The 15,665-nt window shown below is 55.7% G+C and carries 16 protein-coding genes and 1 riboswitch; of the genes, 8 read left to right on the top strand and 8 right to left on the bottom strand.

The window, feature by feature from the left end:
• The 5 genes from thiS to rsd all read right to left on the bottom strand — a co-directional run bounded on the left by thiS (nucleotide 1) and on the right by rsd (nucleotide 4,315).
• A complete protein-coding gene (gene thiS / locus J4614_RS21365; RefSeq protein WP_001529312.1) occupies nucleotides 1-201 on the bottom strand; it encodes a sulfur carrier protein ThiS in 201 nt (66 codons plus the stop codon).
• Nucleotides 182-940 (bottom strand): HesA/MoeB/ThiF family protein, encoded by a 759-nt coding sequence (locus J4614_RS21360; protein ID WP_001529316.1) that lies wholly within the window; start codon nucleotides 938-940, stop codon nucleotides 182-184. Before J4614_RS21360 ends, thiS begins: the two co-directional genes overlap by 20 nt.
• Entirely contained in the window at nucleotides 933-1,568 is a 636-nt protein-coding gene (thiE, locus tag J4614_RS21355) for a thiamine phosphate synthase (protein ID WP_001529311.1), read from the bottom strand. Before thiE ends, J4614_RS21360 begins: the two co-directional genes overlap by 8 nt.
• A complete protein-coding gene (thiC, locus tag J4614_RS21350) occupies nucleotides 1,568-3,463 on the bottom strand; it encodes a phosphomethylpyrimidine synthase ThiC (protein ID WP_001529319.1) in 1,896 nt (631 codons plus the stop codon). The genes thiE and thiC overlap by 1 nt, the downstream gene beginning before the upstream one ends.
• Before the next feature lie 86 nt (nucleotides 3,464-3,549).
• Nucleotides 3,550-3,771, bottom strand: a riboswitch (TPP riboswitch).
• A 55-nt stretch (nucleotides 3,772-3,826) separates the two neighbouring features.
• Complete coding sequence (rsd, locus tag J4614_RS21345; RefSeq protein WP_000934317.1) at nucleotides 3,827-4,315, bottom strand: sigma D regulator; 489 nt, start codon at nucleotides 4,313-4,315, stop codon at nucleotides 3,827-3,829.
• A gap of 92 nt (nucleotides 4,316-4,407) precedes the next feature.
• Here rsd and nudC point away from each other — a divergent pair, with 92 nt between their 5' ends.
• The 6 genes from nudC to J4614_RS21315 all read left to right on the top strand — a co-directional run bounded on the left by nudC (nucleotide 4,408) and on the right by J4614_RS21315 (nucleotide 8,762).
• Entirely contained in the window at nucleotides 4,408-5,181 is a 774-nt protein-coding gene (nudC, locus tag J4614_RS21340; protein WP_000373958.1) for an NAD(+) diphosphatase, read from the top strand.
• Nucleotides 5,182-5,221: 40 nt separating this feature from the next.
• Nucleotides 5,222-6,286 (top strand): uroporphyrinogen decarboxylase, encoded by a 1,065-nt coding sequence (gene hemE, locus J4614_RS21335; RefSeq protein WP_000137620.1) that lies wholly within the window; start codon nucleotides 5,222-5,224, stop codon nucleotides 6,284-6,286.
• Between the two features lie 9 nt (nucleotides 6,287-6,295).
• Nucleotides 6,296-6,967, top strand: a complete 672-nt coding sequence (gene nfi, locus J4614_RS21330) for a deoxyribonuclease V (RefSeq protein ID WP_001529320.1) — start codon at nucleotides 6,296-6,298, stop codon at nucleotides 6,965-6,967.
• A gap of 41 nt (nucleotides 6,968-7,008) precedes the next feature.
• Nucleotides 7,009-7,599 carry a YjaG family protein gene (locus J4614_RS21325; protein ID WP_000940094.1) on the top strand — a complete coding sequence of 197 codons (591 nt, stop codon included), beginning with the start codon at nucleotides 7,009-7,011 and terminating at the stop codon, nucleotides 7,597-7,599.
• Nucleotides 7,600-7,785: 186 nt separating this feature from the next.
• Nucleotides 7,786-8,058, top strand: coding sequence for a nucleoid-associated protein HU-alpha (gene hupA, locus J4614_RS21320; RefSeq protein ID WP_001044509.1), 273 nt, complete (start codon nucleotides 7,786-7,788; stop codon nucleotides 8,056-8,058).
• Between the two features lie 11 nt (nucleotides 8,059-8,069).
• Entirely contained in the window at nucleotides 8,070-8,762 is a 693-nt protein-coding gene (locus tag J4614_RS21315; RefSeq protein ID WP_001083932.1) for a DUF1481 domain-containing protein, read from the top strand.
• Between the two features lie 41 nt (nucleotides 8,763-8,803).
• Here the strand turns inward: J4614_RS21315 and zraP are convergent, their stop codons facing one another.
• The gene (gene zraP, locus J4614_RS21310; RefSeq protein WP_000828129.1) at nucleotides 8,804-9,259 is read right to left on the bottom strand and encodes a zinc resistance sensor/chaperone ZraP; all 456 of its coding nucleotides are present in this window, start codon (nucleotides 9,257-9,259) and stop codon (nucleotides 8,804-8,806) included.
• Nucleotides 9,260-9,512: 253 nt separating this feature from the next.
• Between zraP and zraS the strand changes: the two genes are divergently transcribed.
• Together zraS and zraR are read left to right on the top strand one after the other, a co-directional pair.
• Nucleotides 9,513-10,910, top strand: coding sequence for a two-component system sensor histidine kinase ZraS (gene zraS, locus J4614_RS21305; RefSeq protein WP_053259071.1), 1,398 nt, complete (start codon nucleotides 9,513-9,515; stop codon nucleotides 10,908-10,910).
• A gap of 5 nt (nucleotides 10,911-10,915) precedes the next feature.
• Entirely contained in the window at nucleotides 10,916-12,241 is a 1,326-nt protein-coding gene (gene zraR / locus J4614_RS21300; RefSeq protein WP_000617940.1) for a sigma-54-dependent response regulator transcription factor ZraR, read from the top strand.
• On the opposite strand, the gene purD is transcribed toward zraR, so the two are convergent.
• Together purD and purH are read right to left on the bottom strand one after the other, a co-directional pair.
• Nucleotides 12,238-13,527 (bottom strand): phosphoribosylamine--glycine ligase, encoded by a 1,290-nt coding sequence (gene purD / locus J4614_RS21295; protein WP_000866780.1) that lies wholly within the window; start codon nucleotides 13,525-13,527, stop codon nucleotides 12,238-12,240. The two genes, zraR and purD, sit on opposite strands and share 4 nt — an antisense overlap.
• 15 nt (nucleotides 13,528-13,542) lie before the next feature.
• Nucleotides 13,543-15,132: a bifunctional phosphoribosylaminoimidazolecarboxamide formyltransferase/IMP cyclohydrolase gene (gene purH / locus J4614_RS21290; protein WP_001187520.1), complete on the bottom strand. Its 1,590-nt coding sequence runs from the start codon at nucleotides 15,130-15,132 to the stop codon at nucleotides 13,543-13,545.
• Nucleotides 15,133-15,665: the final 533 nt, after the last annotated feature.

The raw sequence follows: 15,665 nt of genomic DNA, 5'->3' as shown, positions 1-15,665 counted from the left end.
TCAACCTCCTGCTATAACGTGAAAAAGCAGGATCTGGTCGCCTTCCTGCACGATATGTTGCCGCCATTGCTCGCGTGGCAGGATCTGCTGATTGAGCGCCAGCGCCACGCCCGGTTTAAGCTGATTAAGCGCAGCAAGCAGCTCACTGACGGTTTGCCCTTCGGCGCACTGCATCGGTTCATCATTGAACTGAATCTGCATGTTGCCCTCCGCAGACCGGACAGCCGCTGGCGCGATGCAGCGCCAGGCTGCGCCACTGGCTGGTTTTACCGTCAAACAGGCGTAGCTCGCCACTCGGCGTTTCCATCCCGCTGAGTAATTTGATTGCCTCCAGCGCCTGCAAAGTGCCCATCACGCCAACAACCGGTCCGACGATACCGGCGGTACGGCAGTTGCGTTCCGGCTCGACATCATCCGGCCACAGGCAGCGGTAACAGCCTTGTTCCCACGGCGGCGTGAGCACCATCAGTTGGCCGCCAAAGCCGACGGCGCTGGCGGTGATGAGCGGTGTGTTGAGCGTTACGCAGGCGGCGTTGATTGCCTGGCGCGTCGCCATGTTATCGGTACAGTCGAGCACCACGTCGGCACGCGCGACCCCATGTCGGAGCGCCTCGCCTTGCAGCCGCTGTTGGAGCGACACCAGTTCGATATCTGGGTTGAGCCGCGTCAGGCGCTGCCGGGCAACCTGTGATTTCGAACGAGCGATATCGTCGGTGGTGAACAGAATTTGCCGCTGGAGATTGCTCAGATGAACATCGTCATCATCCGCCAGCGTCAGTGTGCCGATGCCTGCTCCCGCCAGATACAGCGCGGCAGGCGAACCCAATCCGCCTAAGCCGACAATCAATACATGGCTATCGAGCAGCTGTTGCTGGCCTTCAATGGCGATATCGCCGAGCAGGATCTGGCGGCTGTAGCGCATAAAGTCACGGTCATTCATCGCCAACTCCTGCGATTGCAAGTAACTGTTGCGTAGCGGCGCGCCAGTCGGCGGCCTGGGTAATGGCGCTGACCACGGCAATGCTGCCGACGCCGGTCGCCAGCACCGCCGGAGCGCGTTCAAGGCTGATGCCGCCAATCGCCACGGTGGGGTAATCCGCCAGACGTTCAATATGCCGCGCCAACTGCGCCAGCCCCTGCGGGGCGGAAGGCATCTGCTTGGTTTGCGTCGGGAAGACGTGGCCGAGTGCGATATAAGAAGGCTTAGCGGCGAGCGCGATGTTTATCTCCATATCATCGTGGGTCGATACGCCCAGGCGTAGCCCTGCCGCCTGAATCGCCTTCAGGTCAGTGGTTTCGAGATCTTCCTGGCCCAGATGCACGCCGTAAGCGCGGTGCTTAATTGCCAGACGCCAGTAATCGTTGATAAACAGCCGGGCGTCATAACGACGCCCCAGCGCGATGGCGGCGATAACATCCGCTTCCACCTCTTCATCGCGTTTATCTTTGATACGCAACTGGATCGTGCGCACGCCCGCCTCCAGCAGGCGCTCAATCCATGCCACGCTGTCCACCACCGGGTAAAGTCCGAGACGGAACGGCACGGTTGGGAAATCAGGCTGATACATCAGACTTCCTCCCGCTTGAGATAGATTTCGCCGCCTTTGGCGCGGAAGTTTTCCGACATATCCGCCATCCCGACTTCAATAGTTTGCGCGGCGGCGTAATCACGAACTTCCTGGCTGATTTTCATTGAGCAGAATTTCGGCCCGCACATCGAGCAAAAGTGCGCCACTTTGCCGGACTCCTGTGGCAGGGTTTCATCGTGCCAGGCGCGGGCGGTGAACGGGTCGAGCGCGAGGTTAAACTGATCCTCCCAGCGGAATTCAAAGCGCGCTTTCGACATCGCGTTATCGCGAATCTGCGCGCCCGGATGCCCTTTGGCTAAGTCAGCGGCGTGGGCGGCGATCTTGTAGGTGATCAGCCCCTGCTTCACATCTTCTTTGTTTGGCAGGCCGAGATGCTCTTTCGGCGTGACGTAACACAGCATCGCACAGCCGAACCAGCCGATCATCGCCGCGCCAATGCCGGAGGTGAAGTGGTCATAGCCCGGCGCGATATCGGTAGTCAGCGGCCCTAAGGTGTAGAACGGCGCTTCATGGCAGTGCTCCAGCTCTTCGGTCATGTTGCGCTGAATCATATGCATCGGCACGTGGCCCGGGCCTTCAATCATCACCTGCACGTCGTATTCCCAGGCGATTTTGGTCAGCTCGCCCAGCGTATGCAGCTCGGAGAACTGCGCTTCGTCGTTGGCGTCCTGAATCGATCCCGGTCGCAGGCCGTCGCCCAGCGACAGGGAAACGTCGTAGGCGGCGCAGATTTCACAAATCTCGCGGAAATGTTCGAACAGGAAGTTCTCTTTGTGATGCGAGAGGCACCACTTCGCCATGATTGAACCGCCGCGCGAGACAATGCCGGTCAGGCGCTTGGCGGTCATCGGCACGTAACGCAGCAGCACGCCCGCGTGAATAGTGAAATAGTCGACGCCCTGTTCGGCCTGCTCCAGCAGCGTGTCGCGGAAGGCTTCCCAGGTAAGATCCTCGGCGATCCCGTTGACCTTTTCCAGCGCCTGGTAGATCGGCACCGTGCCGATTGGTACTGGGCTATTACGCAGGATCCACTCACGGGTTTCGTGAATATAGCGCCCGGTGGAAAGGTCCATTACCGTATCCGCCCCCCAGCGCGTCGCCCACACCAGTTTTTCCACCTCTTCTTCGATAGAGGAGGTCACCGCCGAGTTGCCGATATTGGCGTTGACCTTCACCAGGAAGTTGCGGCCAATAATCATCGGCTCCGATTCCGGGTGGTTGATGTTGGCGGGAATAATCGCGCGGCCCGCGGCGACTTCATCACGCACGAATTCCGGGGTGATGTTCTCCGGCAGGCGCGCGCCGAAGCTTTCTCCGGGATGCTGGTGGCGCAGTACTTCACTGCGAATGCGCTCGCGGCCCATGTTTTCACGGATGGCGATGAACTCCATTTCGGGAGTGACGATCCCCTGGCGGGCATAATGAAGTTGCGTCACGCAGTGTCCGGCTTTGGCGCGTTTTGGCGTTAACAGACCGGTAAAGCGTAATGCGTCAAGTCCTTCATCTGTCAGGCGTTCGCGGGTATAGGCAGAACTGCGGTCAGAAAGCGTTTCTACATCAGCCCGTGCTTCAATCCACGGCTGGCGTAGTTTCGCCAGCCCCTGCTGGACGTTAATCGCCACATCAGGATCACCGTATGGGCCGGAGGTGTCATATACCGGAATCGCTTCATTTTCTTCATACTGCGGATGGTCTTTCGTTCCGCTGATCAATGTCGGGCTAAGTTGAATTTCGCGCATCGGTACGCGAATATCATGCTGCGAACCGGTCACGTAGATGCGTTTCGAGTTGGGAAATGCGGTACCTTCCAGCGTATCGATAAAATGCTGGGCTTTAGCGCGCTGCTCGCGGCGGGTTAACGTTGTTGTAGACATAGCTCATTCCAAAAAATTAAGGACGTGGCTTGTCAGACGACGGATGGAGTAATGGATGTGCGCCGCCCGTAAAGGCAGCAGCATAAAGCAGAATTACTCTTGTTCCCTTCGCAGGTATTAACCTGATCAGGTTCCGCGGATCCCGAATTAACGGTCTCAGCCTTTTCCACTTCATCCTTCGCGCTGCCTCTTCTTTGGCTTCGTCCGCTCACTCCAGTCACTTACCTATGTAAGCTCCTGGAGATTCACCGACTTGCCGCCTTGACGCATCACGAACGCTTTTGTGGAAAATTAGCACTCCGACAAGATAACCGCCCCTCCGAAGAGGGGGCTGAAGTAAACTACCCGTTACTCGCGCAGAACTCAAGCGGGACGTTTGACTCTGGCGCCGTCGTGCATCGCGTCAAACACCAGCATAATCAGCTTGTCTTCCAGCACAAAGCGGGCTTCCAGCGCTTCGCCGATATCTGACAGAGCTTGTTGAAATTCGAGACAATTATCGTGATCGATGGCAGTTTCCAGGCTGGTGTCGTAATAATCCATAATGCGCTGCGTATTATCTTCCAGCAGCGGCCAGATTTTTGCCGCATGTAAAAGCTGACCGTTTCCTTCCAATTTATGGAGAATACGTTCATAAATACTGAAGTGCCCGGCGGAAAGGTAATCGACCAGGCTCTGACAAAAATTATCCAGCGCTTTTTCATTCAGCCGCATGTACGATTCTTTGCCAGGCTTAATGCCAACCAGGTTGTAGTAAGCCACGAGCAGGTGCTTACGTACATCCAGCCAGCGATCGACCAGTTTGTTGCTTCCGCCAACGCGCTCCGTCAGGTTTTCCAGCTGGTTTAGCATGATTGTCTCCGCAAGTTAGATAAAGGCTGCTCGCCATGAATGTAAAAATAATGTTAACAACATGCCAGTGAAGCAAAGGTAGTGCAAGAGCTATGGATCGTATAATTGAAAAATTAGAGAGTGGCTGGTGGATCGTCAGCCATGAACAAAAATTATGGTTGCCGTATGGGGAATTACCACACGGGCTGGCAGCAAATTTCGATCTTGTGGGGCAGCGCGCACTCCGGATAGGTGAATGGCAAGGCGAGCCCGTCTGGCTGGTGTTACAGCATCGACGCCATGATATGGGATCGGTTCGCCAGGTTATCGATCAGGATGCAGGGCTGTTCCAACTGGCGGGACGTGGCGTACAGTTGGCGGAGTTTTACCGATCGCATAAATTTTGCGGCTATTGCGGGCACCCTATGCACCCGAGTAAAACCGAATGGGCGATGCTGTGCAGCCATTGCCGCGAGCGTTACTACCCGCAAATCGCCCCTTGCATTATCGTCGCGATCCGCCGTGAGGATTCGATCCTCCTTGCCCAGCACGTTCGCCACCGCAACGGCGTGCATACCGTGCTGGCCGGGTTTGTTGAAGTCGGCGAAACCTTAGAACAGGCGGTCGCGCGAGAGGTAATGGAGGAGAGCGGGATTAAGGTGAAAAATCTGCGCTATGTGACTTCCCAGCCGTGGCCTTTCCCGCAGTCGTTGATGACCGCTTTTATGGCGGAGTATGACAGCGGCGAGATTGTCATCGACCCGAAAGAACTGTTGGAAGCAAATTGGTACCGTTATGACGATCTGCCGCTACTACCGCCACCGGGCACCGTCGCGCGCCGTTTGATCGAAGATACGGTGGCAATGTGTCGGGCTGAATATGATTGACATGTTACACTGGGCGCATCAACGCTAAAGGAATGTAAAAATGACCGAACTCAAAAACGATCGTTATCTACGTGCGCTGCTGCGCCAGCCCGTTGATGTTACGCCAGTGTGGATGATGCGCCAGGCGGGCCGTTATCTACCGGAGTACAAAGCCACTCGCGCTCAGGCGGGCGATTTTATGTCGCTGTGCAAAAATGCCGAACTGGCCTGCGAGGTCACTTTACAGCCGCTGCGCCGTTATCCGCTTGATGCGGCGATCCTTTTCTCGGATATCCTGACGATTCCGGACGCGATGGGCCTGGGGCTCTATTTTGAAGCCGGGGAAGGCCCGCGCTTTACGGCTCCTGTCACCTGCAAAGCCGATGTCGATAAGCTGCCCATTCCCGATCCGGAAGATGAACTGGGTTATGTGATGAATGCAGTGCGTACGATTCGCCGCGAACTAAAAGGCGAGGTTCCTCTGATCGGCTTCTCCGGCAGCCCGTGGACGCTGGCGACTTACATGGTGGAAGGCGGCAGTAGCAAAGCCTTCACGGTGATTAAAAAGATGATGTACGCTGACCCGCAGGCGTTGCATCTGCTGCTGGATAAGTTGGCGAAAAGCGTCACGCTGTACCTCAACGCGCAAATCAAAGCGGGCGCGCAGTCGGTGATGATTTTCGACACTTGGGGCGGCGTGCTGACTGGCCGCGATTACCAGCAGTTCTCCCTGTACTACATGCATAAAATCGTCGATGGCCTGCTGCGTGAAAACGACGGTCGCCGCGTGCCGGTAACGCTGTTCACTAAAGGTGGCGGTCAGTGGCTGGAGGCGATGGCGGAAACCGGCTGCGACGCGCTGGGTCTCGACTGGACGACAGATATCGCCGATGCGCGCCGTCGCGTTGGCCATAAAGTGGCGCTGCAGGGCAATATGGACCCCTCGATGCTGTATGCGCCGCCGGCACGGATCGAAGACGAGGTAGCGACTATACTTGCTGGTTTCGGTCAGGGAGAAGGGCACGTCTTTAACCTTGGACATGGCATCCATCAGGATGTGCCGCCAGAACATGCTGGCGCATTTGTGGAGGCAGTGCACCGACTTTCTGCGCAGTATCACAGCTAAGGAGTTAGTATGGATCTCGCGTCGTTACGCGCTCAACAGATAGAACTTGCTTCATCGGTTTGCCGCGAAGATCGGTTGGACAAAGATCCGCCAGCGTTTATCGGCGGGGCGGACGTCGGTTTTGAGCAGGGCGGCGAGGTGACGCGGGCGGCGATGGTATTGCTGAAATATCCGTCGCTTGAACTGGTAGAGTACAAGGTGGCGCGTATTGCCACCACCATGCCATATATCCCCGGCTTTCTCTCTTTTCGTGAATATCCTGCGCTGCTGGCGGCGTGGGAACAGCTCTCGCAAAAGCCCAATTTGCTGTTTGTAGACGGTCACGGTATTTCGCATCCGCGTCGGCTTGGCGTCGCCAGTCATTTTGGACTGTTGGTGGACGTGCCGACCATCGGCGTAGCGAAAAAACGGCTATGCGGTAAATTTGAACCACTTTCCACCGAACCTGGCGCACTTAGCCCCTTAATGGATAAAGGCGAGCAACTGGCGTGGGTATGGCGCAGCAAGGCGCGCTGTAATCCGCTGTTTATCGCGACGGGGCACCGGGTCAGTACTGACAGCGCGCTGGCGTGGGTACAGCGCTGTATGAAAGGGTATCGCCTGCCGGAGCCGACGCGCTGGGCGGATGCCGTCGCTTCCGGGCGTCCGGCGTTTATTCGTTGGCAAGAAATTCAGCGCTGATTCAGGTAAACTGCCGCTAATTTCCGATTCGAGATTCCATCATGTTACAAAACCCGATTCATTTGCGTCTGGAGCGGCTGGAAAGCTGGCAGCACGTTACCTTTATGGCCTGCTTGTGCGAGCGCATGTACCCGAACTACGCCATGTTTTGCAAGCAGACGGGATTCGGCGACGGACAGATCTACCGTCGCATTCTGGATCTGATCTGGGAAACCCTGACGGTGAAAGATGCAAAGGTCAATTTCGATAGCCAACTGGAGAAGTTTGAAGAGGCAATTCCGGCAGCCGACGACTATGATCTGTACGGCGTTTATCCGGCGATTGATGCCTGTGTCGCATTAAGCGAATTAATGCATTCTCGTCTTAGCGGCGAAACGCTGGAACACGCTATTGAGGTTAGTAAGACTTCTATTACTACGGTGGCGATGTTGGAAATGACTCAGGCTGGTCGGGAAATGACCGATGAGGAGCTCAAAACGAACCCTGCCGTTGAACAGGAATGGGATATTCAGTGGGAAATATTCCGACTTTTAGCCGACTGCGAAGAACGCGATATTGAACTGATAAAAGGGCTCAGGGCAGACCTGCGCGAGGCTGGTGAGAGCAATATCGGTATAAATTTTCAGCAATGACACCAGAAAACGTGATTTAACGTCTGATTTGTCGTGCCATAAGGCTTCCCTTATGCCCCCCGTCTGGTCTACATTTGGGAGGCGAAAAAAAGTGGCTATCGGTGCGTGTATGCAGGAGAGTGCTTTTCTGGCATTTCCGTCGCACTCGATGCTTAGCAAGCGATAAACACATTGTAAGGATAACTTATGAACAAGACTCAACTGATTGATGTAATTGCAGACAAAGCAGAACTGTCCAAAACCCAGGCTAAAGCTGCTCTGGAATCCACTCTGGCTGCTATTACTGAGTCTCTGAAAGAAGGCGATGCTGTACAACTGGTTGGTTTCGGTACCTTCAAAGTGAACCACCGTGCTGAGCGCACTGGCCGTAACCCACAGACCGGTAAAGAAATCAAAATCGCCGCCGCTAACGTACCGGCGTTTGTTTCTGGTAAAGCGCTGAAAGACGCAGTTAAGTAAGACGCGTAGCTGTGAACAGTTTTATCGAAGGGGCTCGTCAGCCCCTTTTGTCTGTCTGGCGTCGCGCGTTTCTGTTTTCTGGCGCGCTGTTGCTGACTGCCTGCAGTCATAACGCTTCACCGCCTCCGTTTACTGCCAGCGGCTTTGCCGGCGATCACGGCGCGGTGCGTATCTGGCGTAAAGATACGAACGATGAAGTCCATCTGCTTTCTGTTTTTAGCCCGTGGCATAGCGGCAGCACGACGACCAGCGAATATCGTTGGCAGGGTGATACGCTTTCGCTTATTGAACTCAATATTTACAGCAAACCGCCAGAACATATTCGCGCGCGTTTCGACGCTCATGGCGAACTCAGTTTTATGCAGCGTGAAGTTGGGGGGCAGAAGCAGCAGCTTTCCAACGATCAGATTGCCTTGTATCGCTATCGCGCCGAACAAATCCGTCAGACCAGCGACGCCTTGCGCCTGGGGCGGGTCATACTACGTCAGGGACGCTGGCACGCCGACCATACGGTAACCACCTGTGAAGGTGAAACGCTGAAACCGGATCTGGATTCCTGGGCAATAAGCCACATTGAGCGCCGCCAGAACCGCTCATCGGTAGAGGTGAGCGTAGCATGGCTGGAGGCGCCGGAAGGATCGCAACTTTTGCTGGTGGCGAATTCAGATTTCTGTCACTGGCAGCCGCAAGCGAAAACCTTTTGATGGAATACCGAATGGCGAAGCCGCCATTCGGCAAATATGCTTTACCAGTTTCCCATACCCATATGACCGCCGCCGCGATGATAACCGCCGCCATAGCCGCCGCAACCGCCATAGCCCATTCCTGCGCCGCGTGGTATGCCAGCCTGCGCCATCGCAACATCCCGTTTCACGCGTTGCTCATCTAACTTCTGGCCTAATGACTCCATCTCTTTGGCAACCGCATTAATTTTCGCAGTATCCGGCGAACTGGCGGTCAGTAGCGCGTTATATTCATAACGTTTGGATATCAGTTGCTGGCGCAGCGCGCTGGTCTGCGTATAGTAATCATCATAAATCTTCTGCGCCGTCGCCTGCTGTTCCGTGGTCAACGGGCTACCTCCCTGTTGCCACATACCGTCATTGTTGCCCCAGTGATGTCCGGCGAAGGCGGCGCCGGAGCTCAGGGCCAAAAGAGAGAGGGCGATTAGCGCGATAGCTGATTTATTGTTCCGTTTCATTTTGCGTTCTCCTGTTGCTCATCTTATCCTCTCTCTTGCATCTTCCGTGCCAGGTAACTATTCCTTGTCGGGCAGCGAGTTAACCTGCTTCAGGCGGCAAAAAGCGAGTAAAAATGACTCGCATGACCCGCCTGGCGAGTCATTTTTACCCACCCGTATCCGAAAGGGTGTGCGACAACGCGCGGTTATGCGGAGCGAAGAATGGCATGATCTCTGCTTAAGTAAGGAAAATAAAAACGAGCCGGGGAAGCCTGTGAGTTTTATACGATTACATAAAGATGCCGCTGCAACGTGGTTGAGTCGGCTGTTACCTGCGGCGATCTTCATTCTGGTGGGGCTATTTTCCATTATGGTCATTCGCGACTATGGCCGTGAGAGCGCTGCCGCCAGGCAGACGCTGCTGGAAAAGGGAAATGTACTCATTCGCGCTCTGGAGTCCGGCACGCGAGTAGGTATGGGAATGCGGATGCATCACGCGCAGCAGCAGACATTGCTGGAAGAGATGGCGGGTCAGCCAGGCGTGTTGTGGTTCGCCGTAACGGATGCGCAGGGGGTAATCATTACTCATAGTAACCCTGGCATGGTGGGCAAATCGCTCTATTCCACATCTGAAATGCATCAACTAAACCCCGGGCCGCAGGAGCGTTGGCGGCGTGTCGACGTTGCTGCTAACGGCGAGACGGTGCCTGCGCTGGAAATTTACCGCCAGTTCCAGCCGCTTTTCGGTATGAGAGGTCACGGTATGAGGGGGCACGGCATGTCGCGTAGCGCCAATGACGACGAACCAGCGAAACAAACTATTTTTATTGCCTTTGACGCCAGCGAGCTGGCCGCGACACAGGCAAGGGAGTGGCGTAATACGCTGATTGTTTTGTCTGCGTTAGCGACGGTGCTGTTGGCAACGTTACTGGCGTTTTTTTGGCATCAGCGTTATCAGCGCTCGCACAGAGAACTGCTTGATGCAATGAAGCGTAAAGAAAAGCTGGTGGCGATGGGGCATCTGGCGGCGGGCGTCGCGCACGAAATTCGTAACCCGCTCTCGTCCATCAAAGGGCTGGCGAAATACTTTGCCGAGCGCACGCCAGCCGGCGGCGAGTCGCATGAACTGGCGCAGGTGATGGCCAAAGAGGCCGACCGTTTGAACCGGGTGGTAAGCGAATTGCTCGAACTGGTAAAGCCCGCGCATCTGACGCTCCAGGCGGTTAACCTCAATGATATTATTACTCACTCCCTGAATCTGGTCAGCCAGGATGCCCAAAGCAGAGAGATTCAGTTGAGATTCACGGCGAATGAGACGCTTAAGCGTATTCAGGCTGACCCGGACAGGCTGACTCAGGTGCTGTTGAATTTGTACCTGAACGCTATTCATGCGATTGGCCGCCAGGGAACGATTACCGTAGAGGCAAAAGACAGTGGGACCGACCGCGTTATCATCACTGTTACCGATAGCGGGAAAGGGATCGCCCCGGATCAGTTGGAGGCGATTTTTACACCTTATTTTACGACCAAAGCTGACGGGACAGGCCTGGGGCTGGCGGTGGTGCAAAATATCATCGAACAGCATGGCGGCGCGATTAAGGTGAAAAGTATTGAGGGTAAAGGCGCGGTCTTTACTATCTGGTTGCCAGTGATAGCGAGACAACAGGATTAACAAGGGTGATACGCGGAAAAATCGATATTCTGGTTGTGGATGATGATGTAAGCCACTGCACGATTTTACAGGCTCTGCTTCGGGGTTGGGGCTATAACGTCGCTCTGGCCTACAGTGGGCATGATGCGTTGGCTCAGGTGCGTGAGAAAGTCTTTGATCTGGTACTGTGCGATGTGCGTATGGCGGAGATGGACGGTATCGCCACGCTGAAGGAGATTAAAGCGCTCAACCCCGCCATTCCGATTTTGATTATGACGGCATTCTCCAGCGTGGAAACGGCGGTAGAGGCGTTGAAAGCCGGCGCGCTCGACTATTTAATTAAACCGCTGGATTTTGACCGTCTGCAGGAGACGCTGGAAAAGGCGTTGGCGCATACGCGGGAAACGGGCGCTGAATTGCCATCGGCGTCGGCTGCGCAGTTTGGCATGATTGGCAGCAGTCCGGCGATGCAACATTTACTGAATGAAATCGCGATGGTCGCACCATCAGACGCCACGGTATTGATTCACGGAGACTCCGGCACGGGTAAAGAGCTGGTGGCGCGGGCGCTACACGCCTGTAGCGCCAGGAGCGATAGACCGCTGGTCACGCTCAACTGCGCCGCGCTTAATGAATCGCTGCTGGAGTCTGAGCTGTTCGGACACGAAAAAGGCGCGTTTACCGGCGCGGATAAACGTCGGGAGGGACGCTTTGTCGAAGCTGACGGCGGGACATTGTTTCTTGATGAAATCGGCGATATCTCGCCGTTAATGCAGGTACGTTTGCTGCGGGCGATTCAGGAGCGCGAAGTGCAACGCGTGGGAAGTAACCAGACGATATCTGTGGATGTTCGGTTAATTGCCGCTACCCACCGCGATCTGGCGGAAGAGGTGAGTGCCGGTCGCTTTCGCCAGGATCTCTATTACCGCCTGAATGTGGTGGCGATTGAAATGCCTTCTTTGCGCCAGCGTCGGGAAGATATTCCGCTACTGGCAGACCATTTTCTGCGGCGTTTTGCCGAACGTAACCGCAAAGCGGTGAAGGGGTTTACGCCGCAGGCGATGGATCTGCTGATCCACTACGACTGGCCGGGCAATATCCGTGAGCTGGAAAACGCTATCGAGCGGGCGGTGGTGTTGCTAACGGGAGAATACATTTCTGAACGCGAATTGCCTCTCGCTATTGCCGCGACGCCGATAAAAACGGAATACAGTGGTGAGATCCAACCGTTGGTCGATGTGGAAAAAGAGATCATTCTGGCGGCGCTGGAAAAAACGGGCGGCAACAAAACGGAAGCCGCCCGCCAATTGGGCATTACGCGCAAAACGCTGCTGGCTAAACTCAGCCGTTAGTTTTGCTCACGCTCGATGGCGCGCCAGCCGATGTCGTTACGGCTGAAGCTGCCGTCCCAGCGGATGTCGGTCATCAGGGCGTAAGCGCGTTTCTGCGCCTCAGCCACGGTGTGACCCAGCGCGGTGGCGCACAGGACGCGTCCGCCGCTGGTCAACACGCGGTCGTCATCGGCGAGTTTGGTGCCCGCGTGGAAAACCTTACCGTCAGCCACTTCTTCCAGCGGCAGACCGTGGATCTCGTCGCCGGTGTTGTAGCTGCCCGGATAACCGCCCGCAGCGATCACCACGCCTAATGAAGCGCGCTCGTCCCACTCGGAAGTTTTCTCATCCAGCTTGCCGTCACAGGCGGCGAGGCAAAGATCCACCAGATCCGACTTCATGCGCAGCATGATCGGCTGGGTTTCCGGATCGCCGAAGCGGCAGTTGAACTCGATAACTTTCGGGTTGCCCTGCTTGTCGATCATCAGACCCGCATACAGGAAGCCGGTGTACGTGTTACCTTCCGCCGCCATGCCTTTCACGGTTGGCCAGATGATGCGTTCCATGGTGCGCTGATGCACTTCATCAGTTACCACCGGCGCCGGTGAGTAGGCCCCCATACCGCCGGTGTTCGGGCCGGTATCGCCGTTGCCTACGCGTTTGTGGTCCTGACTGGTAGCCATCGGCAGCACGTGTTCGCCGTCGACCATCACGATAAAGCTCGCTTCTTCGCCGTCGAGGAACTCTTCAATCACGATGCGGTGGCCTGCATCGCCAAAGGCGTTACCTGCCAGCATGTCCTGCACGGCGGCTTCGGCTTCTTCGAGCGTCATCGCCACGATAACGCCTTTACCCGCAGCCAGACCATCGGCCTTGATGACGATCGGCGCGCCTTTCTCGCGCAGATACGCCAGGGCAGGCTCAATTTCGGTGAAATTCTGGTATTCCGCCGTCGGGATCTGGTGACGGGCGAGGAAATCTTTGGTGAACGCTTTGGAGCCTTCCAGTTGGGCGGCCCCTTCGGTTGGGCCAAAGATCTTCAGACCCGCCGCGCGGAACGCATCGACCACGCCGATCACCAGCGGCGCTTCCGGGCCGACGATGGTCAGATCAATCTTCTCGTTCTGGGCAAAGCTCAACAGCGCCGGAATATCTGTGACGCCGATAGCCACGTTCTGCAACGCGGGCTCCAGCGCGGTACCGGCGTTACCCGGTGCGACAAAAACGGTATCAACCAGCGGCGACTGTGCGGCTTTCCAGGCCAGCGCGTGTTCGCGACCGCCGTTACCAATGACTAAAACTTTCATCGTCTGCTCCCTGAATTAATGGCGGAAGTGGCGCATGTCGGTGAAGATCATCGCAATACCGTGTTCATCGGCAGCGGCAATGACTTCATCATCACGGATAGAACCGCCTGGCTGGATAACGCAGCTCACGCCGACAGCGGCAGCGGCATCAATACCATCGCGGAACGGGAAGAACGCGTCGGAAGCCATGGCTGAGCCTTTCACTTCCAGACCTTCATCAGCGGCTTTAATCCCGGCGATTTTGGCGGAGTACACGCGGCTCATCTGGCCTGCGCCTATACCGATGGTCATGTTCTCTTTGGCATACACAATAGCGTTGGATTTCACGAACTTGGCTACCTTCCAGCAGAACAGCGCGTCACGCAGCTCCTGCTCGGTCGGCTGGCGTTTGGACACCACGCGCAGTTCAGCTTCACTCACCATACCCAGATCCCTGTCCTGAACCAGCAGGCCACCGTTAACGCGTTTGAAATCCAGGCCCGGAACGCGGCTTGCCCATTGGCCGCAGGTCAGAACACGGACGTTCTGCTTGGCAGCGGTGATTTTCAGCGCTTCTTCGCTTGCGGATGGGGCGATGATCACTTCGACAAACTGACGAGAAATGATGGCCTGTGCGGTTTCCGCATCCAGCTCACGGTTAAAGGCGATAATGCCGCCGAACGCGGAGGTCGGGTCGGTTTTATAGGCGCGATCGTAAGCGTCGAGAATAGAGGTACTTACCGCCACGCCGCACGGGTTAGCGTGCTTGACGATTACGCAGGCTGGCTCGTTGAACTCTTTCACACACTCCAGCGCCGCGTCGGTATCAGCGATGTTGTTATAAGAGAGCGCTTTGCCCTGCACCTGTTGTGCGGTGGCAACGGACGCTTCTTTCACATTCTCTTCTATATAGAAGGCAGCTTGCTGGTGGCTGTTCTCGCCGTAGCGCATATCCTGCTTCTTAATGAAGTTCAGGTTCAGCGTACGCGGGAAGCGACCGGCGGCTTCTTTGCTTTCACCGTGGTAGGCCGGAACCATGCTGCCGAAGTAGTTAGCGATCATGCTGTCGTAGGCGGCGGTGTGTTCGAAGGCTTTAATCGCGAGATCGAAACGGGTGTCGAGGGTCAAAGAACCTTCGTTAGCGTCCATCTCTTTAATAATGGCGTCGTAGTCGCTGCTCTTCACCACGATGGCCACGTCTTTATGGTTCTTCGCGGCGGAGCGCACCATGGTCGGGCCGCCGATATCGATGTTCTCTACTGCATCTTCCAGCGAGCAACCAACGCGTGCAACGGTTTCGGCGAACGGATACAGGTTAACGACAACCATATCGATAGGGGCGATGTGGTGCTGTTCCATAATGGCATCGTCCTGGCCGCGACGGCCGAGGATGCCGCCGTGTACTTTTGGATGCAGGGTCTTTACGCGTCCATCCATCATTTCCGGGAAACCGGTGTAATCGGAAACTTCGGTCACCGGCAGGCCTTTTTCTGCTAACAGGCGGGCGGTGCCCCCCGTAGACAGCAGTTCCACACCGCGTGCGGAAAGAGCCTGGGCGAATTCGATGATACCGGCCTTGTCAGAAACACTGAGCAGAGCGCGGCGGACTGGACGACGTTGTTGCATGGTAAATCCCCTGGATTTGACGATTACAGAGAGCGTTAGCTGAATTTTTGCGTAAAAACTCAGCTAACGCCCCTTATGGGGCATTCTCATTTTGCGGCGACATTGTAACGAAAACGTTTGCGCAACGCTCGCGAATTTTTCTTTTTAAATTCTGGCCCGGCTTTTATCCCTGAAAGATCGTTTGCAGAGTGAGAAGATCCAGGAAATGAACGCGCATTTTGTGGATAAGTCTGTGCGTAAATGGGTATAACCAGGGGTTTTGCTGGGGAATGCAGCAAACAGTCATTTTTCTGCAATTTTTCTATTGCGGTCAGCAGAGAACTCCCTATAATGCGCCTCCATCGACACGGCGGATGTGAATCACTTCACACAAACAGCCGGTCGGTTGAAGAGAAAAATCCTGAAATTCAGGGTTGACTCTGAAAGAGGAAAGCGTAATATACGCCACCTCGCGACGGTGAGCGAAAGCCGCGTTGCACTGCTCTTTAACAATTTATCAGACAATCTGTGTGGGCACTCGAAGATACGGATTC

It is taken from the genome of Salmonella sp. 32031103-2018-00083-FB-01-SM-01 (genome assembly GCF_017571995.1).
Classification (GTDB): Bacteria; Pseudomonadota; Gammaproteobacteria; order Enterobacterales; family Enterobacteriaceae; genus Salmonella; species Salmonella enterica.
The sequence above is the reverse complement of the archived record's forward strand: the minus strand, read 5'-3'. Positions and strand labels throughout refer to the sequence as shown.